This is a genomic window from Acinetobacter sp. TUM15064 (assembly GCF_008980265.1).
Taxonomy (GTDB): Bacteria; Pseudomonadota; Gammaproteobacteria; order Pseudomonadales; family Moraxellaceae; genus Acinetobacter.
In genome coordinates this window covers 20,339-43,149 of the sequence record NZ_BKFU01000013.1, presented here as the reverse complement: position 1 = coordinate 43,149, position 22,811 = coordinate 20,339, and the positions used below count along the sequence as shown (strand labels likewise).

General features: G+C 41.5%; 15 protein-coding genes. 8 read left to right on the top strand and 7 right to left on the bottom strand.

Translation table 11 applies throughout. The annotated features are described in order from the left end of the window. Positions 1–74 precede the first annotated feature (74 nt). Positions 75–3,761, bottom strand: a complete 3,687-nt coding sequence (metH, locus tag GBI16_RS06230) for a methionine synthase (RefSeq protein ID WP_151706736.1) — start codon at positions 3,759–3,761, stop codon at positions 75–77. 427 nt (positions 3,762–4,188) lie between these two features. Between metH and GBI16_RS06225 the strand changes: the two genes are divergently transcribed. Further along, complete coding sequence (locus GBI16_RS06225) at positions 4,189–5,808, top strand: inorganic phosphate transporter (RefSeq protein WP_086208472.1); 1,620 nt, start codon at positions 4,189–4,191, stop codon at positions 5,806–5,808. Between the two features lie 474 nt (positions 5,809–6,282). Here the strand turns inward: GBI16_RS06225 and GBI16_RS06220 are convergent, their stop codons facing one another. After that, positions 6,283–7,830: a hypothetical protein gene (locus GBI16_RS06220; RefSeq protein WP_151706735.1), complete on the bottom strand. Its 1,548-nt coding sequence runs from the start codon at positions 7,828–7,830 to the stop codon at positions 6,283–6,285. Positions 7,831–8,266: 436 nt separating this feature from the next. Continuing rightward, positions 8,267–8,884, bottom strand: coding sequence for a rhomboid family intramembrane serine protease (locus tag GBI16_RS06215; RefSeq protein WP_110975103.1), 618 nt, complete (start codon positions 8,882–8,884; stop codon positions 8,267–8,269). Positions 8,885–9,044: 160 nt separating this feature from the next. Between GBI16_RS06215 and nfuA the strand changes: the two genes are divergently transcribed. Both nfuA and GBI16_RS06205 read left to right on the top strand, forming a co-directional pair. Further along, the gene (nfuA, locus tag GBI16_RS06210) at positions 9,045–9,683 is read left to right on the top strand and encodes a Fe-S biogenesis protein NfuA (protein WP_004981041.1); all 639 of its coding nucleotides are present in this window, start codon (positions 9,045–9,047) and stop codon (positions 9,681–9,683) included. 174 nt (positions 9,684–9,857) lie between these two features. Further along, the gene (locus GBI16_RS06205) at positions 9,858–12,074 is read left to right on the top strand and encodes a TonB-dependent siderophore receptor (RefSeq protein WP_086208469.1); all 2,217 of its coding nucleotides are present in this window, start codon (positions 9,858–9,860) and stop codon (positions 12,072–12,074) included. A 36-nt stretch (positions 12,075–12,110) separates the two neighbouring features. Here the strand turns inward: GBI16_RS06205 and GBI16_RS06200 are convergent, their stop codons facing one another. Together GBI16_RS06200 and GBI16_RS06195 are read right to left on the bottom strand one after the other, a co-directional pair. Further along, entirely contained in the window at positions 12,111–13,112 is a 1,002-nt protein-coding gene (locus tag GBI16_RS06200; RefSeq protein WP_086208468.1) for a hypothetical protein, read from the bottom strand. Between the two features lie 15 nt (positions 13,113–13,127). Beyond that, entirely contained in the window at positions 13,128–14,159 is a 1,032-nt protein-coding gene (locus tag GBI16_RS06195; RefSeq protein ID WP_086208467.1) for an alpha/beta fold hydrolase, read from the bottom strand. Between the two features lie 311 nt (positions 14,160–14,470). On the opposite strand from GBI16_RS06195, the gene GBI16_RS06190 reads away from it, so the two are divergent. Beyond that, positions 14,471–15,085: a carbonic anhydrase gene (locus GBI16_RS06190; protein WP_086208466.1), complete on the top strand. Its 615-nt coding sequence runs from the start codon at positions 14,471–14,473 to the stop codon at positions 15,083–15,085. A 30-nt stretch (positions 15,086–15,115) separates the two neighbouring features. Here the strand turns inward: GBI16_RS06190 and GBI16_RS06185 are convergent, their stop codons facing one another. Continuing rightward, a complete protein-coding gene (locus GBI16_RS06185) occupies positions 15,116–15,757 on the bottom strand; it encodes an arylesterase (RefSeq protein ID WP_086208465.1) in 642 nt (213 codons plus the stop codon). 11 nt (positions 15,758–15,768) lie between these two features. Here GBI16_RS06185 and GBI16_RS06180 point away from each other — a divergent pair, with 11 nt between their 5' ends. Both GBI16_RS06180 and GBI16_RS06175 read left to right on the top strand, forming a co-directional pair. After that, a complete protein-coding gene (locus GBI16_RS06180) occupies positions 15,769–16,497 on the top strand; it encodes an ABC transporter ATP-binding protein (RefSeq protein WP_151706734.1) in 729 nt (242 codons plus the stop codon). A gap of 1 nt (position 16,498) precedes the next feature. Beyond that, positions 16,499–18,988, top strand: a complete 2,490-nt coding sequence (locus GBI16_RS06175) for an ABC transporter permease (protein WP_151706733.1) — start codon at positions 16,499–16,501, stop codon at positions 18,986–18,988. 30 nt (positions 18,989–19,018) lie between these two features. Here the strand turns inward: GBI16_RS06175 and GBI16_RS06170 are convergent, their stop codons facing one another. Next, the gene (locus GBI16_RS06170; RefSeq protein ID WP_151706732.1) at positions 19,019–19,834 is read right to left on the bottom strand and encodes a rhomboid family intramembrane serine protease; all 816 of its coding nucleotides are present in this window, start codon (positions 19,832–19,834) and stop codon (positions 19,019–19,021) included. A 76-nt stretch (positions 19,835–19,910) separates the two neighbouring features. Between GBI16_RS06170 and mtgA the strand changes: the two genes are divergently transcribed. Continuing rightward, complete coding sequence (gene mtgA, locus GBI16_RS06165; RefSeq protein WP_151706731.1) at positions 19,911–20,585, top strand: monofunctional biosynthetic peptidoglycan transglycosylase; 675 nt, start codon at positions 19,911–19,913, stop codon at positions 20,583–20,585. Positions 20,586–20,694: 109 nt separating this feature from the next. Next, positions 20,695–22,779: a polyphosphate kinase 1 gene (gene ppk1, locus GBI16_RS06160; RefSeq protein WP_151706730.1), complete on the top strand. Its 2,085-nt coding sequence runs from the start codon at positions 20,695–20,697 to the stop codon at positions 22,777–22,779. Positions 22,780–22,811: the final 32 nt, after the last annotated feature.

The window sequence follows — 22,811 nt, the reverse complement described above, 5'->3', positions numbered from 1 at the left end:
GTAATTTATTTAATCACATGACATTCCCCCTCTTTGGAAAAGAGGGGTTAGGGGAGATTTTTTTTTATTCTAAATTAACCAATCGAATCATCTAAATTCGGTGCTAACCAACGCTTCGCTTCATCCAGTGTCCAGCCTTTACGCTTGGCATAATCCTCAAGCTGATCTTGAGAAATCTTACCCACGTTAAAGTATTCACTTTCAGGATGTGAATAATAGAAACCACTTACAGAAGAAGGTGGCATCATGGCAAAGTGTTCAGTCAACTTAGTCCCAATCTTTGCTTCCGAACCTAACCAGTCAAATAACACCGCTTTTTCAGAATGCTCAGGACAAGCGGGATAACCTGGTGCAGGACGAATACCGACATACTTTTCTTTGATCAATTCTTCATTGCCCAAAGTCTCATCGACTTTATAGCCCCAGAATTCTTTACGGATACGTTCATGCAAATGCTCGGCAAAAGCTTCGGCAAAACGATCCGCTAAAGACTGAACCAAGATTGCAGAATAATCATCACCTTTAGCTTTATATTCATTCGCCAATTCTTCTGCACCAAAGATTGATACCGTGAAACCACCGAGATAGTCAGTATTGTCTTTAGAGGTGCTAATAAAGTCGGCTAAAGATAAGTTTGGCTTGCCTGTGACTTTGTCAGACTGCTGACGCAAGTGTTCAAAAGTATGTGTGACATTCTGCGCTGTTTCATCAAACACGCTGACTGTATCCGCACCTGTACGTTGTGCAGGGTATAGACCAAATACAGCACGGGCATCGAAACGATTATTCTCGATCACATCTTTGAGCATGGCTTGCGCTTGATTATACAAATCCGTTGCAGCTTCACCGACAATCTCATCTTCTAAGATTTTCGGGAATTTACCTGCCAAGCTCCAAGAAATAAAGAATGGTGTCCAGTCAAAATACTCCACCAATGTTGCAAGTGGGTAGTTGGTGAGGACATGTGTACCCATTGTATTTGGAATTGGCGGCACATAGTTCGTATCGACTTTAAAGCCATTTTCAATGGATTCGGCATAGCTGAGTTTAGCTGCTTTCGGTTGCTTATTGGCTAAGCGTTCACGAATCTTGGCATATTCAGCACGATGCTCAGCAATAAAATTACCACGCATTTCTTTTGAGAGTAGGGTGGTTGCCACGCCCACTGCACGAGAGGCATCGGCAACATAAATCACTGCATCATTTGAATATTGCGGATCAATTTTAACCGCAGTATGGGCTTTCGATGTGGTTGCGCCACCAATCAATAAAGGAATAGTAAAACCTTTACGCTGCATTTCTTTGGCAACAAACACCATTTCATCTAAAGATGGCGTGATCAAGCCCGACAAACCGATGATGTCACATTTCTCATCAATCGCAGTTTGTAGGATTTTTTCCGCAGGCACCATTACGCCGAGGTCAACGATGTCATAACCATTACAGCCCAAGACCACGCCCACGATATTTTTACCAATATCATGTACATCACCTTTTACGGTCGCCATCAACACACGACCTTTAGATTGTGCATTGCCTTTTTCGGCTTCGATGTACGGGTTCAGCCAAGCTACAGCTTGTTTCATCACACGTGCCGATTTTACCACTTGAGGTAGGAACATTTTGCCTGAACCGAACAAGTCACCAACTACGTTCATACCATCCATCAACGCACCTTCAATCACATCGAGAGGGCGTTTCGATTGTAAGCGTGCTTCTTCAGTATCTTCATCAATATAGGTGGTGATGCCTTTGACTAAGGCATATTCAAGACGTTTTCCAACTGATTCATTGCGCCATTCAAGATTTTCAGCTTCACGTTGAGCGCCAGTATGACCACGGAATTTCTCAGCGACTTCAAGTAATTTCTCTGTTGCGTTTTGACCTGATTCACCTTGGTTTTGGTTCAGTACAACATCTTCGACCGCATCTTTAAGTTCTCTTGGAATATCATCATAAATCGCCATTTGACCTGCGTTGACGATACCCATGGTCATGCCTTGCTTAATGGCATAGTAAAGAAACACAGAGTGAATCGCTTCACGTACAGGTTCATTACCACGGAATGAGAACGATACGTTGGATACACCGCCTGAAATCATGGCATGTGGCAAGTTTTGTTTGATCCAACCTGTAGCTTCAATAAAATCGACGCCATAGTTATTATGTTCTTCAATCCCTGTTGCGACTGCAAACACGTTCGGGTCAAAAATAATATCTTCAGCAGGGAAGCCCACCTCATTGACCAAAACATCATAAGAACGTTTACAGATTTCACGTTTGCGTGCAGCCGTATCTGCTTGACCCGTTTCATCAAAGGCCATGACAATAATCGCAGCACCATACTGGCGACATAAACGTGCTTTTTCGACAAACTCGTCATAACCTTCTTTTAAGGAAATCGAGTTCACGACAGGTTTACCTTGTACACATTTCAAGCCTGCTTCAATGATTTCCCACTTCGATGAGTCAATCATGATCGGCACGCGTGAGATATCTGGTTCAGAAGCTACAAGGTTGAGGAAATGTACCATCGCATTTTGCGAATCGAGCATCCCTTCATCCATGTTAATGTCGATAATTTGTGCGCCTGCTTCGACTTGTTGTTGAGCTACTTCTAAAGCCTCAGCAAACTTTTCTTCACGGATCAGACGTAGGAATTTTTTTGAACCTGTAACGTTGGTACGTTCACCGACATTCACGAATAGTGAATCATCATAGATGTTAAATGGTTCTAAACCGCTTAAACGACATGCAGGTTTTGTTTCAGGAATTTGGCGTGGTTTTATATCTTTTACTGCATTGTAAATGGCACGGATATGATCAGGCGTTGTACCACAACAGCCACCTGTAATATTGATTAAACCACTTTCAGCAAATTCTTTGATGAACGCTGCTGTTTGTTCAGGCGTTTCGTCATATTCACCAAAAGCATTTGGTAAGCCTGCATTTGGATGGGCAGATACAAAAGTATCAGCAACATCAGCAATCGTTTTTACGTGTGGACGCATCGCATCTGCACCGAGCGCACAGTTAAAACCAATTGAAAGTAAATCACCATGACGAACCGAGTTCCAGAAAGCCTCTGCGGTTTGACCCGTTAAGGTACGGCCTGATGCATCAGTAATCGTGCCTGAGATCATTAACGGTAGTTCATGACCAAGTTGTTTGAATACTTCTTTGACTGCAAAGATCGCAGCTTTACAGTTCAATGTATCGAACACGGTTTCAATCAAGATGATGTCTACACCACCTTCGATTAAGGCATGAGTGGCTTCGATATAATTTTCTTTCAGTTCATCGAAAGTAATATTACGAAATGCAGGGTCATTTACATTCGGTGAAATCGAACAGGTACGTGAGGTTGGGCCGAGTACACCTGCAACAAAACGTGGTTTATCTGGGGTTGAGTATTTGTCACATGCCGCACGTGCTAGGCGTGCTGCTTCACGGTTAATCTCGGGAACGAGGTCTTCCATGTGATAGTCCGACATGGAAACACGTGTGCCGTTGAAGCTGTTGGTTTCAATGATGTCTGCACCAGCATCCAAGTAGGCTTCATGAATCCCTTGGATAATCTGCGGCTGGGTTAAAACCAATAAGTCGTTATTGCCTTTAAGGTCTGATGCCCAATCTGCAAAACGTTCACCACGATAATCTTCTTCTTCGAGCTTATGACGCTGAATCATGGTGCCCATTGCACCGTCAATAATGAGGATGCGCTCGGCAAGAAGTGCTTTTAAGGTGGCAAGTGTAGACATTCAAAACTCACAAACAGGTTTTCAAAACGTGCAATATTTTAGCAGAAAAGCATATTCATTTATGCTTAATTCAAGTGGTATTCGCTATATTGCAAATAAAAAAGGCTGATTTAGCTTTAGTTTTCACGAAAGTGAAATATAGGGCGTCTATGTTAATAGATGAAAATAAATAGAGATGAGGAAAGATTGATTTGAGCAGATTGTTACAGACAACACAGCCAAATGTAAGAAAATAATTCAGCGTAATGAGCACAGAAAAATTAAATTTTAAGCAAGCACAGTGCTTTCAAGGCCTATAGGCGATTTACTGCTGATCTAAAATGAATCAATTATGAAAAAATTGGCTTCATGTGACACGCATTTGTCATATAATTGTCACAATTAAATTGAACAATAGGGGATATTGATATCCTCTTTAGCCGTCTGCATGAATTCTAATATTCCTCCTGTCCAAGATCAGGTGCACGTGACACAAGTCAAGTCGACAAATGTGCACGTACCTACGCCGAAATTTTTTATGCCGGTGTTTTTAACGGTCATTATTTCAACGCTAATTTATATTGGCTTTCAGCTTTCTGCTGACTTATCGCATGTTCCTGCACTGAATCTTTACTCTCTAATCCTTTTAGCGACGGCATTGTTCATTGCGTTGGGCTTTGAGTTTGTAAATGGTTTCCATGACACAGCCAATGCTGTGGCAACGGTGATTTATACCAATGCACTGTCAGCGCCAGTTGCGGTAATGTGGGCAGGTTTCTGTAACTTCCTTGGGGTTATGGTGGCAAGTGGTGCAGTAGCTTACGGTATTATTGCACTTTTGCCTGTCGAGTTGATTATGAATGTCAGCTCAGGTGCAGGGTTTGCCATGGTGTTTGCCATGTTGATTGCTGCGATTTTGTGGAACTTGGGGACATGGTTCTTAGGTATCCCAGCATCAAGTTCACACACTTTGATTGGTTCAATCTTGGGTGTGGGTATTATGAACTACCTGATGCATTCAGGCAGTGGTGCTTCGGGTGTAGACATGGATCAAGTGATCAAAGTCGGCAAGGCTTTATTGTTTTCGCCATTGATCGGTTTTGCCTTTGCAGCGATCGTATTTTTGTTGGTTAAAACAATTTTCAAGCGTCAACTTGAACTATTTCAACCACCTGAAGGTAACAAGCCACCACCACCTCTGATTCGTGCTATTTTGATTTTTACCTGTACGGGTGTAAGTTTTGCACACGGTTCAAATGATGGTCAAAAAGGTATGGGTTTAATCATGCTTATTTTGATTGGTATTGTGCCTTTGGCTTATTCTTTAAATAAGAATTTGGATTCACAGCACATTCAGTCATTTGCACAGCTTTCGAATCAGACAGCAAATGTAATTTATACTCAGCATGACGATATCGCTGATGAAAAAGCCCGTGCAGTCATTACCCAATATATTCAAACTAAAGAAATGACTCCTGAAGTTGTGCCTGCATTAGCAAGTTTGACTGATCATTTGGGTGAACGTGTTGGACATTATGGTGATTTAAAAGATATTCCAGAGGCAGAAGTTTCTTCTATACGTAATGATATGTACTTAAGTACGACAGCTTTCAAACGTTTAGATAAGGCAGATCAATTACCAGCGATGTCTGATGCGGAGAAAAAGACCGTTAAAGAATATCGTAGTAACCTCGATTCGTTCCTTCAGTATATTCCAAACTGGGTAAAAGTGGCTGTGGCACTTGCACTTGGCTTAGGAACAATGGTGGGGTGGAAGCGTATTGTAGTTACCGTGGGCGAGCGTATTGGTAAGAACCATATGACTTATGGTCAAGGCATGTCAGCAGAGCTGGTGGCGATGACTACGATTGCTGCGGCAGATGGTTTTGGTATGCCTGTATCGACGACCCATGTACTCAACTCTGCGGTTGCAGGGACCATGGTGGCAAATAAGTCAGGTCTGAACTTTGCAACTGTCAGAACCATTCTTTCGGCTTGGGTTTTCACCCTGCCAGCAACAATCTGTTTATCAGGTGGTTTGTTCTGGTTGTTCCTACAGTTTGTTTAATCTGTAATGTAAAGAAAAACGTTATTTGAAGTCATAATGCCAGTCAGTTCATAAACTGACTGGCATTTTCTTTTCAATTCTCGATTTTATTTAATATACGCTAACACTACTCACGATTTGAGCAGAAATAAAAGCATTGCATTTATTTGTAATGCAAGATGCAGTCATTGGCATTCAAAATGGACTATTTTGTAATGCAAAGTTGTTTCGTATCTATAGATTGAACAGATTTTCTGTGGGGCGCATTGCACCGCAAAATGTTACTTCTACGATGCTTCACTTCTTACTTAGCGAATAAGACCTAAACGTTGCAGGAATAAACGAACGACCAATATTGAGCTTAGGAACACTAAGACCTCACCGTATAGGGTTAAAAAGTTAAGGAGATGAAGGGGAGGCTCCTTAACTGGTTGGCTCTAAGTTGAGGTTGTGTTTTATGTCCGTATGGCTGCCTAAGAGAGCAGCATTTGAGTCTTATTTTTTACGTTTTGCGAACACTTTTTCGAGTGGGAGCTTGTCCGCTGCAAAGCCATATAGTGCTGCAAAGGGTAGAGCAGTTCTTGCCAGATAAGCCACACGCCATAGTCCGCCGTGGTTTGCACCATGCATCATCAGTTCTAGAGGATGCTCAAGTTTGATCTCTGGATTCGCTACAGATTCAGGATTACGCAGGTCATGAACCCATAGAGCAGCCATAATGGCATTGGTTGTTTCAGGCTTAAATGCTTCAACGTCAAATAAGCTTGCACCGTTAAATGCTGCTTTAAGCAATGGATTTTTGGTTACAGAGTGCGTTGTAGTTGAAGGCGCAATATTGATGCTGACGCGTTGGCCTTGTGAGCGTGCCAGTGTTGCGCGCCACTGCTGAATGCGTTTAGCCAAGGCATAGTTAGGTCCTTGCTCAACCACTAAACAATCGGCAATACCGTATTCTTTATTATTGTCTGAGCTCACTAAACCATGTAAGTTTTTCTTAAAGAAGTATTGTCTACTAAGCGTTGAAATACTTTTGCTGAGCATTTGTTGCGTTTTAGAGCGGCCATTAAATTTTTGTTCAGATGCTGTGATCACTTCCTCAGGCACTGCATAGACATCGGTTGGTGTACACATATACATCAAACTGGTATCCGCTTTCTGTTTGCTGACATATTGCATAATCGCATCCATTGCCACAGAAACACGAACATGCTTTTCGCCATCCAGATACGCAATGGCAGCCAAGTCTAACTGATGTGGGTTTTGTGCTAACCACTGTGCGATCTCTGGAGTCTGCGTGAGAAGATTTGCACCGAGCTTTTCCTTTAACACTGAAACAGGCGTATCCGCATTTAATGCTTCAACAGATGGAGCATATAAGGTGGCATTGCCATGTTGAATGGTGTCTAAAATTTTGCCCCATATGCGTGGATTGGGTAGATCTACCGCTACGATATTGGCTTTCCATTGCGATAACCATGTGAGAGGACCTGCTTCAGATGCAGCGCCAAAAAGCACCATGGTCCGATCAGATAAATCGAACCATTCTGGATGTTCAACGCAGGCAATCAGTGCTTGGGCATGGCTTGGTTCAATCACCCCAGCCTCTAACCATATTTGGATTTGAGCGAGTAAGCTCGCACCTTTAAGCTGTGTGCCTTTATAAGGCACTGACCACTCAGGCAGAGCAGTGCTTTCACCTTTGAGTTTAATAGTATGCAAGGGTGTTGTTTCAAGCGACATTACATCTTTAACAAGATATTTTTGATTGTCACGATAGAATTCAAAAACATGATGTGCCTTGTTTAATCCATCCTGAGCAATTTGAATAGGAGCTGTTTGATTGGCAATGCCTAACTCAACCAAGGATTTAAAATAGCGTGGATATTGTTTACGCCAGTTTTTCTCGGCCAACACCTCAACAGCAATTTGATGATCGACATTAGCTAGTGCTTCCGCAATAATTTCTTTCCCAGTGCGTGAAGTGCTGGCTTTTTGTGTTTTTGGATGAATTGGAAATTGAAGACCATCTAGGGGATTGGACATGCAAGAAATCTCACTGGCATTTGCTATTTATATACAGTTGTATACATTATCTATGCCAAATTGAATTCTTACTTGGCATTTCATACCAAATTTGTGTAAAAGTATGTGCAATATAAAGCCTTCGATATAGTAGACTTTTGCGCGAATAGTGCTTTTTTAGGCTGGGTTACAATGGGCAAAATCGTCATGATCAGATGGATAATCAAAATGATCAGGCCCGTAGACGATATGCCCTTCAAATGTTTGTATAGCACAGCCGATTAAAGTAAGGAACATCATCAATGTGATAAAGATAGATATGACTTTTATTGCAATCTCTCTCTTTCATGATTGTCCTGATTCTTATCTTAAAAGCATGGTCCACCTGTGCTACGAAAATGTTATTGGATTTGTGTTATCGCCTGATTCAAGGTATTTGTAGCCTGTCAACCCAGTTTCAAAATGGGAGCTGAGTCAATTTGCTTAGGAAATGCGGAATTAAACGTGGTTCTAAAATGACAGTCATAATTACGCCATAAGCTGCACCCCAGAGGTGAGCGCTATGATTGATGTTGGAGTTACCTTTCTTGCCAGACCAGATGCTATAAGCCACATAGAGCACAGCAAAAATAATCGCGGGTACAGGAATAAAAAACACAAAAATCAGCTTCCAAGGCTCAAACAATACATAAGCGAATAGTACCGCAGAGACTGCACCAGAGGCGCCAAGGCTTGCCCAGCGCACATCATTTTTATGTTTTAAATAACTTGGTAAAATGGCGAAAATTAAACCACCCAAATAAAATAAAACGAAGCCTAAGTCATAGAAATATTGGCGGTAAAAACTTTCAATAATGCTACCAAAGAAAAACAGGGTGAACATGTTGAACAAAAGGTGCATACCATCGGCATGAATGAAGCCATGGGTAATGAAACGATCGTATTGTCCACGTTGCATTGCAGGTGGCCAAAAAATCAAACGGTTCATGACATTCTGGTTTGAAAATGCCACCATAGAAATAATGACAGTAATAATAATGATTGTAACTGTATGATTAAAAGGTAAATGCAACATTTCTGAGATGTTCTACAAATGAATAACTTGTAGTCATAATGCCATTAAATTGATTGAAAAGATGAACTTTCACAATAAATCCGACAATTTTGGTTGATTTTTTTTCATTACCCCGCATCTTCAGTTAAAATAGCAGCTTCAGCTTGAGGAAATGATTGTTATGTCGACTGAGAACAGCAGCACCGCAGTTGCAGAGGAAATTCCAAACTTATTGATTACTCCAACTGCACAAGAGTATTTACGTGATTTATTAGAAAAACAAAATACACCTGGTATTGCTGTACGTGTATTTGTTGAAAATCCGGGTACACCACGTGCTGAATGTTGTATGGCATATAGCGCGCCTGAAGAAGTGATCCCAACTGATTATCGTCAAGATTATCCAGACTTTCCTGCATATATCGACACACCGTCTATTCCATATTTGTTGGATGCGGTGATTGATTACAATAAAGACCGTTTTGGTGGGCAATTGACATTCCGCGCACCGAATTCGAAAGTGCCACGTGTAGGTCCTGATGCATCAATTGAAGAGCGTATTACTTACATTCTTCAGTCTGAAATTAACCCAGGTCTAGCTGGTCATGGCGGTAACTGTGCATTGGTTGAAGTTGTTGAAGATGAAGAGCATGGTTTAACGGCTGTATTGAAATTTGGTGGTGGTTGCCAAGGTTGCTCAGCGATTGATGTCACCTTGAAACAAGGTGTTGAAACGACTCTGCAACAACACATTCCTGAGTTACGTCGTGTTATTGACCAGACGGATCATACGCAGGCAGAAGGCGCGTACTTCAAATAATTTTTAAACCATTTTACCAAATAACCTCCTTAAATTAGGGGGTTATATTTTATCTAAAGGTAAAATGTAACTGAGAATAATTATCAATATTTATTGCAATATGTTTATCATTTGTTAAGATACCTTACGAAATTTACACAATCTCTCCTTCTTTTGTATTTGGGTGTATGCGTTATGGGTAAAAATCTGACGAGATCAACTTTGGCTTTGGCTGTTGTAGGGGCAATGAGTTCATTTGCGATGGCGAATGAATCGCTGACTACTGGGGCAGAAAAAGATACAACACAATTACAAACGATTGTATTAACGGCTGAGGAACAGGTTAAGCAGTCTCTAGGCGCATCTATTATTACGGATAAAGATTTAGAAAAATTACCTGTTGTAAATGATATTTCTGAATATGTACGTCGGATGCCTGGCGTAAATTTAACAGGCAATAGTGCAACGGGACAACGTGGTAATAACCGCCAAATTGATATTCGCGGTATGGGGCCAGAAAATACCTTGATTTTGGTTGATGGTAAGCCTGTGAATTCGAGAAATTCTGTGCGTTATGGCTGGAGAGGGGAACGTGATACCCGCGGTGACTCAAACTGGGTGCCTGCAGATGCGATTGAATCTATTGAAGTATTACGTGGTCCAGCGGCTGCTCGTTATGGCTCAGGTGCCATGGGTGGTGTTGTTAATATTAAAACTAAAAAGGTCACAAACGAAGTTCATGGTTCGGTTGAACTTTATGCGAATCAGCCAGAGGACTCGAAAGAAGGAGAGTCGGGGCGTGTCAGTATAAATCTTAGTGGACCAATTATTAAGGATGTCTTGTCTTATCGCTTATACGGTAACTTTAATAAGACACAGCCTGATGCGATTGACATTAATAAGTCAATCAATAGTACAGCAGCAGGTCGAGAAGGTGTTAAGAATGAAGATGTTTCAGCACGCCTAGCTTGGCAAATTGTTGATGGTCAAACACTAACATTTGATGCATCTTCGAGTCGTCAAGGTAATCTTTATTCAGGGGATTCACAACTGAATGCGGATGCGGAAGCCAATGCCATTCTTTCAGCTCTATACGGTAGTGAAACGAATACAATGTATCGTGATAGCTATTCATTAATGCATGATGGCGAGTGGGATTGGGGGAATAATAAATTTATAATTCAATATGATAAAACTAAAAATAAACGCTTATTAGAAGGCCTTGGAGGGAGTACAGAGGGTCGTATTAATACCGCAACTGATAAATCAACATCAACACTAAATACTTTCCGTTTAAACGGTGAGGTGAATATTCCTCTGGAATTTTATGTTCCCCAAAATATCACTGTAGGTGCTGAATGGATTGAAGATGATTTTAAAGATGAAGCAAACACAACGGTTGGATCAACTGGAAGTGCGTCAGGCCTAGATGCGATAGCTCCAAAAGACCGTAGCAATATGAGTTCACGTATCGCTTCTGTGTACTTGGAAGATAATTTTAAAGTTACAGATAGCACAGATTTAGTTTTGGGTGTTCGGTTTGATGATCATGATAAATCGGGATCGAATTGGAGTCCAAGTCTAAATATTACTCAAAAACTTGGAGACTATTTCACTTTAAAAGGTGGTATAGCAAGAGCGTATAAAGCGCCGAATATGTATCAGAACTCAGAAGGATACTTGTTATCAACAAATGGTAATGGGTGTCCTGCAACGATTCAAAACCGTTGTTTACTTCAAGGGAATGCCGATTTAAAACCCGAAACTTCTGTAAATAAAGAGTTAGGAATACAGTTTGCAAAAGATAATTTAAATGCAAGTTTGGCTTGGTTCCGAAACGATTATAAAGACAAGATTGCAGCAGGTGATGAAGTTCTAGCTACAGCTACAACAACGTCTGGAGTGAATTGGAATGTCTTACGTTGGGAAAATATACCTGAAGCCTTAATCCAAGGTTTTGAAGGTAGTATTGGAATGGAATGGGATGGAATAAGCTGGACCAATAACTTCACTTATATGATGGACTCGGAAGATAAGTCTACAGGCAATCCACTTTCTTTAGTGCCGAATTATACGATCAATTCAATCTTCGATTATGATATTACTGACCAACTGGATGTAAACTTTATTTATACCCAATATGGTCGTCAGAAGTCACGTCAATATGCTCAAAATCGTATTGAAGCTGGGGTTGGTTCAGGTGGGGCAAATGATGCGCTTAAACCAAGCGTTGTAAAAAGTTATGGTATAGCTGGTATCAATTTGGGTTATAAATTTAGTAAAAATTTAAGTACACGTGTCGGAATTAGTAACATTTTTGATGAGCAGAAATTGAGAGACAGTGAGTCGACAAGTCAAACCTACAACGAACCAGGTCGAGCTTATTATGCGAGCTTGAAGTATGCATTCTAAATTATGAAAGAAAAAAGCCGCATAACGCGGCTTTTTTTATCGTTTTAGAATCGCTTGTGCTTGGTCAGAATAATAAAACTGTTCTAAATAATAACGTGCTCGATCACGCAAGTAATGTGATTGGATGAGCTCTTGAATAATAGGATTCAATAAATCTTGAAGTTCATTTTGAATTAAAGCTTCGTCGATATTTAAGTCACGTAGGAGTAAATCAAAAGGACGTTCTTGGTTGCGAATGTACCAAGCATAAACACTATCATGTACCTGTTGCTGCAGATAGTTAGTTTGACGTATATGTTCCCAAATTTCGTGACCCATAGCGACGGTTTGAGGCAAGTCTTGCACTTCTACATAATTTTTTAAAATTGATAAAGGCATGTCTTTGATTTTATGCCAAAGATTGGCTTGAAAATGATACAGCTTTTCATCATTAAAATTTTGATTTAACACTTGTTCGCTCATTTGACTGAGTTTTAAGATGTTCTTTTGCAAATAATGACCGATGGTGTCATTTAGGTTTGAGTCCGTGACGGTTTCAAGTACCGACTTGCCCATTTTCATAAAACTAGAGACACCCGGCACACGTTTGGTCATGACGGAGTTGTTTAAATAGTCTTGAATTGAGTGCTGAATGAGCTGAGTAATCATGGCTGAAAAAGCTGGGTTATTTACCACAGTTTTAATCAGGCGTTGACGATGCCCACTTTTACTCGCGACATACTGCGCAATTTTGTCGATGGTGAGTACTGGAATCACATCGGCAATTTTTGTTGATTCATTGATGGGGTGAATCAAAGCAAATTTGATGTGCTCTGCAATTTGTGAAATCAGATGTTCTGTTGCAGGTGTGGCTAGGATTTGTTTTTGCAACAGCGCATTGATGTCTTCAAAGCTCCACAGTTGCTGCAAAGTTTGTTTTCTAAACCAGTGATAAAAGAGGGTGAATTCATTTTGTACGGTACTTGCTTGCGAAAACTCATGATCTAAAAAATTAAGATGAGCTTCAATGAGCTGCTCAATCATCGGGTGTTTCTGCATACGTACTCAACAAAATTAATTTAGTGGAATCAGTTTATCAGCCAATGGGTTTTTTAACTTTTGGGTTTTTGCAAGAAAAGGTAGGTAGTGCTGTGCAACGGCCTGTTCTGCTTCCAAAAGTGGCATATGACCAACATTGTTAAGGATGACAGGAGCTTCAGCACGTTTCAATAAGGATTTGAGTTCATTCGCCACTTCGACATTAATAATTTTGTCCTGCTTACCCCACAAAATGAGGGTGGGCGCTTCAATGTTACGGGTTACTCGGGCAAAAGAGTCGGTCGTATAAATGCGGTTTAAGGTCACCAATTGATCAATGACTTTGCTGTTTTTCTCAGCTTGAGTAATTAACTGTTTTTCTTGGGCGCGTTTTAAATAATAGGGCATTTTGATTGGGGTTTGCATGACACGTTGCATCACATCATCTAAATCGCCCGGTTTACTCACAATCAAGTGCTTTAAATATTGCGGGTCTTTGGCATAGTTGGTGTTAGCATTTTTATAAATCCCTGCGCTGTTCAATAAAAATAAACTTTGCGTGTCAAAAGGATATTGCGCAGCATATAGCGTTGCAATTGAACCACCGATGGAATGTCCTGCAACATTCAGCTTATCTTGTATATGAATGGCTTCAACAAAACGGCGTAAGCGCTCAGTTACATTCGGCATAGAAATATCAAAATCATCTGGGACTTTGGTATCGCCGTTGGTTGGAAGGTCGGGAATAATTACATGATAATAAGGCGTTAGAAACTGTGCTACACGATTCCAATTGTCCCGATTTCCAGCAAAACCATGAATCAGTAAAATCGTTGGTTTATCGGCTGCTCCGCCTTCATTATATGCCCAGACAATATCATCGACTTTAAGGGTTTTGGATTTTAAGCCAGCAGTAACACGCTCTTGAACGAGGTAGCTTTGTAAACTGAGTTTGTCTTTGATGATGGTATTTTCCACCGCATGACTGGCGAAAGAAAAAGACAATGCCCACGTCAGGATGCTGACTTTTAAACAGTATTTTAAGAGGGGGTTTGAGCGCATCATCATGGTTCATCCTTAAACGGAGATGAATGAAAAAACTGACCAAATAAGATAAAAATGCTCTGATTTTGAATAGTTTTTATTTTTATTTAAGGGTCTGTTTGATTCTAATCGCTTTTATGCAAATGTCATTAATTATTTGTTTGAAAGGATATACCGCATTTAGATAAAGTGTGAACTGGATATCTATTCTGCTGAGCTAAAATGCAAATTCAAGAAAAATTAAAAAAATATGCAGCTATGTTTTTTGCAAGTGACAATCAATTTCTCTAAGATTAAACTATTGCGACTTAACAACAATCGGGTGGGAAAAAGGAATGCTAACAGCTCAAGAAGCTTTAAGCCGTCTTAAACAGGGTAACCAACGTTTTGTAGCGGGTGAGACAACCCACCATAAACAACTGTCTCACCATGAACGGGCAGAAATGGCTGAAGATCAAAATCCATTTGCCATTGTGCTGGGTTGCTCTGATTCACGCGTACCTGCTGAAATGGTGTTTGACCAAGGTTTGGGTGATCTTTTTGTGATTCGTGTTGCAGGCAACGTGGTTGCACCATCACAAGTTGGCAGCGTGGAGTTTGCTGCCGAACGTTATGACTGTGCGGTGGTTGTGGTACTTGGTCATAGTCACTGTGGTGCGATTCAAGCTACGATTGATACTTTGATGAACCCAGATAGCCCACCTTCTGCAAACCTGATGTCGATTGTAAACCGTGTACGCCCTTCGGTTGAAACTTTGATGCAAACCGAATTGAAACATGACTTATGCAAACTGTCTAAACATGCGGTGCGTTCAAATGTATTTGCCTCTGTAAATCAGTTACGTCATGGTTCAGCTGTGCTTGAGAGTTTGATTGCCAAAGGCAAGTTACAAGTGGTTGGTGCTGAGTATTCACTTGAAAGTGGTGAAGTGGTTTTTTTTGACTTCTGATCAGTGAAGAAGGTCAGATTAAAAGGCGCTTTATAAAGCGCCTTTTATATAGGGATAAGCTAAATTTAATAAAATAGGCTGTGCTTTGGCATTTGGGTGGACCAAATCTTTTTGCATCAGGCTTTTATTTCCAGCGACACCTTCTAAGAAAAAGGGCAGTAATTTCACTTTGTATTGTTGACTGACCACTTTGTAATTATTTTCAAAAGCCTTGCTATAGGCGGTGCCATAGTTTGGCGGTATTTTCATTCCCAAAACAACCACGGTGGCATGGGCTTTTTGACTCTGTTGGATCAATTGCGCTAAATTTTTTTGAATCATTTGAGGGGGCTGACCACGCAGTCCATCATTCCCGCCAAGCTCAATCACCACAACATTCGGCTTATGCGTTTGCAACAGTTTGGGTAAACGAGCTAAAGCACCACTGGTGGTTTCACCACTCACACTGGCATTGACCACTTTGTGTTGTTTCGGATACTGTTGGTTTAACCGTTTTTGCAGTAAATTTACCCATGCTTGCTGTGGTTCTATGCCATAACCTGCACTAATGCTATCTCCTAAAACCATCACGGTTTTTGCAAAAACCCAAGTGGGGCTCATGCACAGTGCAATCAAAACCAAGTATGAATTTATGCGTTTTTTAAATTTGCGATTTTGCACGAATATTTGCATATAGGGATGTTATGACCCAAGTTCAAAGTAATGTAAACATCATGCCACAAGTGATTATTTCTGCCCAGCAACTGACACAAAAGATTAAACTTCCACAAAAAGAACTCACTATTTTTTCAGATTTGAATCTGAGTATCACAGCAGGTGAACAAGTGGCCATTACAGGGCGTTCAGGTTCAGGAAAGTCCACACTGCTTGGTATATTGGCGACTTTGGATCAGGCCAGCAGTGGTGAGTTAAGTGTTTGTGGTGAAAGTATTTCCAAACTCAATGAAGAGCAGCGCGCAGAAGTTCGCCTAAAGCATATTGGTTTTGTGTTTCAGTCCTTTCAACTTCTACCTCATCTGACCGCGGTTGAAAATGTGATGCTCCCGCTACGGCTTCATCGTTCATTTAGCTTTGTCGAAGCTGAACGTCGTGCTTTGAGTTTATTGCAAAAAGTTGGCTTAGAGCGACAGGCCAGCCAAACACCGAAGGTACTTTCGGGTGGGGAGCAGCAGCGGGTTGCGATTGCCCGTGCGCTGATTGCTGAACCAAAAATTATTTTTGCCGATGAACCAACAGGAAATTTGGACAGTCAAACTGCGCGAGAAATTGAGCAACTATTGTTTCAATTGAACCGTGAGTTGGGTACGACCCTGATTTTAGTAACGCATGATCATACGCTTGCGGAGCAGTGCCAACGGCATTTTGAATTACTCGATGGACAGTTGATCGAACATCCTCGAACGGGAGGATAAAATGAATTCTTTATTTCAACCCTTACTGAAGCAAAGTTTTAAAAGTAGTGGTGTGTGTTTATTGATTATTGCGTTGATTCTCGCGATCAGCGCCACGACTGCACTAAAGTTTAGTAATGAACAAATTCAAAACGCCGTAGCGTTGCAAGCCGCTGAGATGTTAGCAGGGGATTTGGTTCTAACGGACAGCGAAAAGCTCGATCCGAAATGGAAAGCACAAGCGACAGCGCTTGATTTAAAACAATCCGAAGTCACTGTCTTTAGTTCGATGGCATATACCAATGATCAGTTTGTTATGGTCAATGTCAAAGCGATTGATCAAGCTTTTCCTCTGCGTGGAGAGCTACGCATTCAGCCAATTGCGAAGCACATTGCCTCGGGTGAAGTGTGGTTGAGCCGGCGTGCTATGGATTTGCTACAAGTCAAATTGGGTGATCAACTCAATATTGCAGATGGTGTGTTTAAGATTACAGGCTTGATTGAGCATGATTCTAATCAGGAGTTAGGTTTTTCCGGTTTCTCGCCAACGGTGATTATTTCACAAGCGGATATTGCCAAGACCAATGCTATACAAGTCGGTAGTCGCATTGAATATCGTTTACTGATGGCAGGTGTAACACAAGATACCCAGCAGTTTGAAGCAAATTTTAAGCAGCAAAATGTAGCGTCTGAAGAGGTCAGTGCGACAACTCAAAGTCCTAATGCGGAAGAACCACAAAACAGCTTACGCTTACGCAATGCCAGTGAGGGTAATACCCGTTTAATGAAACCGATTGAAAATTTGGACACATTTTTGCAGTTGGCGAATATCTTAACGATTTTACTGTGTGGAATTGCGATTGCTTTGACCAGTCAGCGTTTTGTGCAACAAAACCAAGATCACATTGCGCTATTACGTTGTATGGGGGCTGCGAAGTCACAAATTCTTTGGGCTTACCTCAGCTTGTTGGGTGTGGTGTTCTTGCTTGCCATGCTGGTCGGGAGTGCCGTGGGTGTCGGGCTAGGTTATGGCTTGTTACAGTTGATGTTACAACTGATACCACATTTAAGTATTGCGTTTTCAGCGTGGGATATGCTGCTCGGGCCGATTCCGATTGCCATGTTGACCAGTGCCGTAGTACTACTGGGTTTTGTCTTACCGAGTTTTTGGGAACTGTTGAATACTCCACCGATCCGTGTCATTCGCAGTCAAGAAAAATCAGTTTCGTCTATGTTTTGGATGTTACTTGCAGGCACGGCAAGTCTGGTATTATTTAGTATTGTTCTGACTGAAAACATGGTACTGACAGCCATGGTGATTGGGGCAATTATTATTCTATGTGCAGTATTATACGTTGTGGTCTGGCTGAGTTTGAAGTTCCTGCGCGGCTTGAAAAATGCGGTTTCTGCCTATGTCCGCACGCCTTATCAAACTGCGTTTCAGATTACAGCTTTGGCTTTAGGACTCAGTTTAATTACGGTTTTAGCCGTGCTACGCACCGATTTGTTAGAGCGCTGGCAACAGCAAATTCCTATAGGAACGCCGAATCAGTTTGTATATGGTTTACCGCCTTTTGACATGCCTGAGTTAAAAGCGAAAATTGAACAAAACCATTGGAACAGTACGCCGCTCTATCCAAATATTCGGGGCAGGCTGATTGCCAAAAATGGACAGCCTTTTGCTACGGATTTGGTGAAGCAAAATAATTCCTTACGTCGCGAGTTAAATTTAACCCAAGCAGACAGTTATCCTAAAGACAATGTAATTGTCTCTGGAGTATCAAAACTGACAGCAAAAGGACAAGTTTCGGTAGAAGCCAATACTGCAACAGAGCTTGGGATAAAAGTGGGGGATCAACTGACTTTTAGCTTACCAGAGGGTGTGATTCATGCCAAAGTGGCAAATTTAAGAAGCGTGGAATGGGAAAGTTTTAGCCCAAACTTCTTCTTTATTTTTGCGCCCCAAACTATGGATGAAAATGCGGGCAGTTATTTGGGCAGTTTCTATGTGCCTGAGTCAGACAAAGCGAAATTGGTCAGTATCATTCAACAATTTTCCAATACCGTTTTTATTGATGTCAGTTTAATTTTAGATGAAATTAAGCGCATCGTGACGGTACTGGTACAGATTGTCACGATCCTTGCAGTTTTAGTGAGCATTTCGGGCATTTTGGTTTTAATTGCTTGCCTGAACTTACTTATGGATGAGCGTAAACGTGAAGTCGCATTGTTGCGCTCATTTGGGGGTTCCAAGCAAAAACTTAAAACTATGCTTAGCTTAGAAATTGGCTTTATTGGTTTTATGGCGGGTGTAGTTTCTTGTTTGTTTGCTGAAGCGATAAGTGCGGTCGCATGTTATCGCATGGGCTTAGCCATTCAGCCACACTGGGAAATCTGGCTCATTTTACCGCTCTTTATGACTGTACTTTGTGCATTGATTGGGCGTTATCGCTTGAGTTATCTCAGTGATATTCCACCCTTACAAAGTTTGAGAGAGATCAATCAATCGTGATTGATCTCTTAATGCGTGAAGAGTTGAATCTTAGAAATTGAGCTGTTGACGCATCATCATTAATACTTCAGACCATAGGGGCTGAATGTGGGTTACCAGGTTTTGGCAGTGCAAGTAAAACCAATACGAGCCGCAGGCCGCCAAAACAAGGCTTAGTGGCATAATCCAACGCTGTTGGTTTTTTTGGGAGAGATACCAAAGTGCCGCCAAAACAGCACCCATCAACATGCCGCCAATATGTGCGGCATTATTAATCCCTGAAATCATAAAGCCCATGGCTAAGTTGATTCCCATCACGATCAGTAAAGTCTTTTTATCTAAAATAAAACGTTGCTGTGGGAGCATCGGTAGTAGGGATAGAACCGTCAGTGCTGAACCCAGTCCCATGACAGCACCTGAAGCCCCTGCACCTACTCGTGGTAACAACTCTGGATTTGCTACGCCAATACGGAGCAGTTCATAACTGTCTTGAATGGCGAGATAGCCACTGAGCAAGCTCCCCATGAGACCAGCAAGGACATATAGTGCAAGAAAATAGACACGTCCAAACATTTGCTCCAGCACACTACCAAAAATATACAGCGCCCACATGTTCAACATCAGGTGAACCAAACCAAAATGAAAGAACATACTGCTCAATAAGCGTATCGGTTCAGCCAAGAAGGTGAGCGGTGCATAGTCTGCTCCCCAGCGGATGGCATCAGCCGTGCTTGGATTACTGACATCCATGCCATGTAGGACTTGCCAAAAAAACAATCCAACATTGATGGTAATAATGAGGGCGGTAATCCACCATAAATGTACGTCGAATTTTGTTTTGATTTGAGGAGGTGTAAGCTCGGTCATGCTATTCTTGCTAAAATTTTGCTATATTGCCCAAGCTTAGCATGAATAAAAATGATTTTTGGAGTAAGCCACTGGCATGAAAGTTTTTATTGTTCGTAGTTTGTTAGTCGTTATCAGCTTCGTGCTTTTGGTACAGTTGTGGATTTTTGCAAGCCTCGCGTGGTGGCGTTACAAGCCAGTGGAAACCACGATGTTTATGCGGATTGATTATTGGTCTGAGCCGTCTAAACCGATTCAACACGAATGGCGTGATTATGATGAGATCAGTGAATACATGAAAAAGGCCATTGTTGCGGCTGAAGATGGCAAATTTATGCAACATCATGGTTTTGACTGGGACGGGATTCAAGTAGCGCTCGAACGTAATAATGACACGGGCAAGGTAGTTGCAGGTGGTTCAACTATTTCGCAGCAGTTGGCAAAAAACTTATTTTTATATAACAAACGTTCATTCATTCGTAAAGGTCAAGAAGCTGTTGCAACTTGGATGATGGAGCGGATGTGGAGTAAAGAACGCATCTTAGAGGTATATCTGAACTCGGTAGAGTTTGGCGATAATATTTATGGCATTGAAGCGGCAACCCAACATTACTTTGGTAAAAGCTCCCGTAGTCTAAGTCGTGAGCAAGCAGTCTTTTTAGCGGCCATTTTACCTAATCCGAAATATTACCAAGATCATCAAAATGACCGTAAGTTACAAAACCGCGAGCGCATGATCCGAAAGTACATGCGTTATAGCGATATCCCATAATTACTTTGTTGTGAAAAAGCCCAAATTAATGGGCTTTTTTTATGAAATTGTCACAAAATTGAAGCATACTTATCATGATAAAACGCATTCAAATAATCAAAGGTTAGCTATGAATACGGCAGCAAGCACATCTCCTATATTACAACCTGAATATGCATATAACGACCGCTATATTAACCGTGAGTTATCAATATTAGATTTCCATTTACGGGTTTTGGAACAAGCCGTAGACCCTTTACATCCGCTTTTAGAACGGATGAATTTTTTACTGATTTTTTCACGCAATTTAGATGAGTTCTTTGAAATTCGTGTTGCAGGGGTTTTAGAGCAACTGAGTTTAGGCAATGAAAGCCGTAGCCCTGATGGTTTAACCCCTCGTCAAGTACTTGACCAAATTTCGCAGACTGCACATGCAGCGATAGAACGTCAGTACCGCATTCTGAATGAAGAAATTTTGCCAAAACTGCGTGAAGAAGACATTTGCTTCCTACGCCGTGGGGAATTGACGCCTGCACAGTCGTCATGGGTGAAAAAATATTTTCAGGAACAGGTCGCACCTGTTTTAACTCCGATTAGCTTAGACCCTGCGCACCCGTTCCCGCGTTTAGTCAATAAAAGCCTCAACTTTATTGTGACTTTGGAAGGCAAAGATGCATTTGGTCGTCAGATTGATTTGGCCGTTGTTCCTGCTCCACGTTCTTTGCCACGTGTGGTGCGTTTACCTGATGAACTCACAGGTGGAAAAGAACACCATGTGATGCTTTCAGCGATTATTCATGAGCATGTATCTGATTTGTTCCCAGGTATGACTGCGACAGGCTGTTATCAGTTCCGTGTAACACGGAATGCCGACTTGGCGCTCAATGAAGATGTGGAAGACTTAGCCAAGGCACTGAAAGGCGAGTTGAGCTCACGTCGTTTTGGTCGTGCAGTACGTCTAGAAGTGACACAAAACTGTCCAGCGCATATTTATAACTACTTGCTTGATGAATTTGATTTACATGAAGAGCAGTTATACAAAGTTGAAGGACCTGTAAATTTAGCACGTCTATTGTCAAATTTTAAACGTCCACATCTACGTTATGACGCGCATATTCCAGTTATTCCTAAAGTATTGAAAAAGTCGGAAAGTATGTTTTCTGCCATGCAGAAACAGGACATTTTACTACATCATCCGTTTGAGTCTTTCGCACCTGTGATTAACTTATTGCGTGAGGCGGCTCGTGATCCACAAGTGTTGGCGATTAAACAAACCCTATATCGCAGTGGTGCAGACTCTGAAATTGTACAAGTCCTAGCAGAAGCGGCACGTAATGGGAAAGAAGTTACCGCAGTGATTGAGCTGCGTGCGCGTTTTGATGAAGAGTCAAATATTGAAGTGGCGAATGTGTTACAAGAAGCGGGTGCAGTAGTTGTTTACGGCATTGTGGGCTATAAAACCCATGCCAAAATGATTCTTGTGGTACGCCGTGAAAATAATAAACTTGTTCGTTATGTACATTTGGGAACGGGTAACTACCATGCGGGTAATGCGCGTATTTACACCGATTATGGCTTGCTCACCACCGATAAAGAGCTGTGTGAAGATGTACACCGTATTTTCCAAGAGTTAACAGGTATGGGGAAAATGGCGAAGCTGAAAAAGCTACTCCATGCACCTTTTACGCTCCATGCTCAACTGATCAACTTTATTGATGATGAAATTGCCAATGCCAAAGCAGGCAAGAAAGCACAAATTATTGTGAAAGTGAATGCGCTGACCGAGGTGCAACTGATCAATAAACTGTATGAGGCATCGCAGGCAGGTGTGCAAATTGATCTCATTATTCGTTCTATTTGCTGTCTACGTCCGGGTTTGCCAGGGCTTTCAGAAAATATTCGTGTACGTTCAATCGTGGGACGTTTCCTAGAACATACGCGCGTTTTCTACTTTAGTAATAATGGTGATGCGCGTATTTATGGGTCGAGTGCCGACTGGATGGATCGAAATTTGTTTAATCGTGTTGAGGCATGTTTCCCAATTGAAGATCCTGCTTTGAAAAAACGTATTTATCAGCAGGGTTTGTTAACTTATTTACAAGATAACCAACAAGCGTGGTTATTACAGGGTGACGGAACATGGATACGTGCGACGCTTGCGGAGGATGAAACCGAGCATAATGCACAGCGTTATTTACTCGATGTGATTAAATAATTTTAGGGATTGTGCCTGAATCTGCAAAAGAT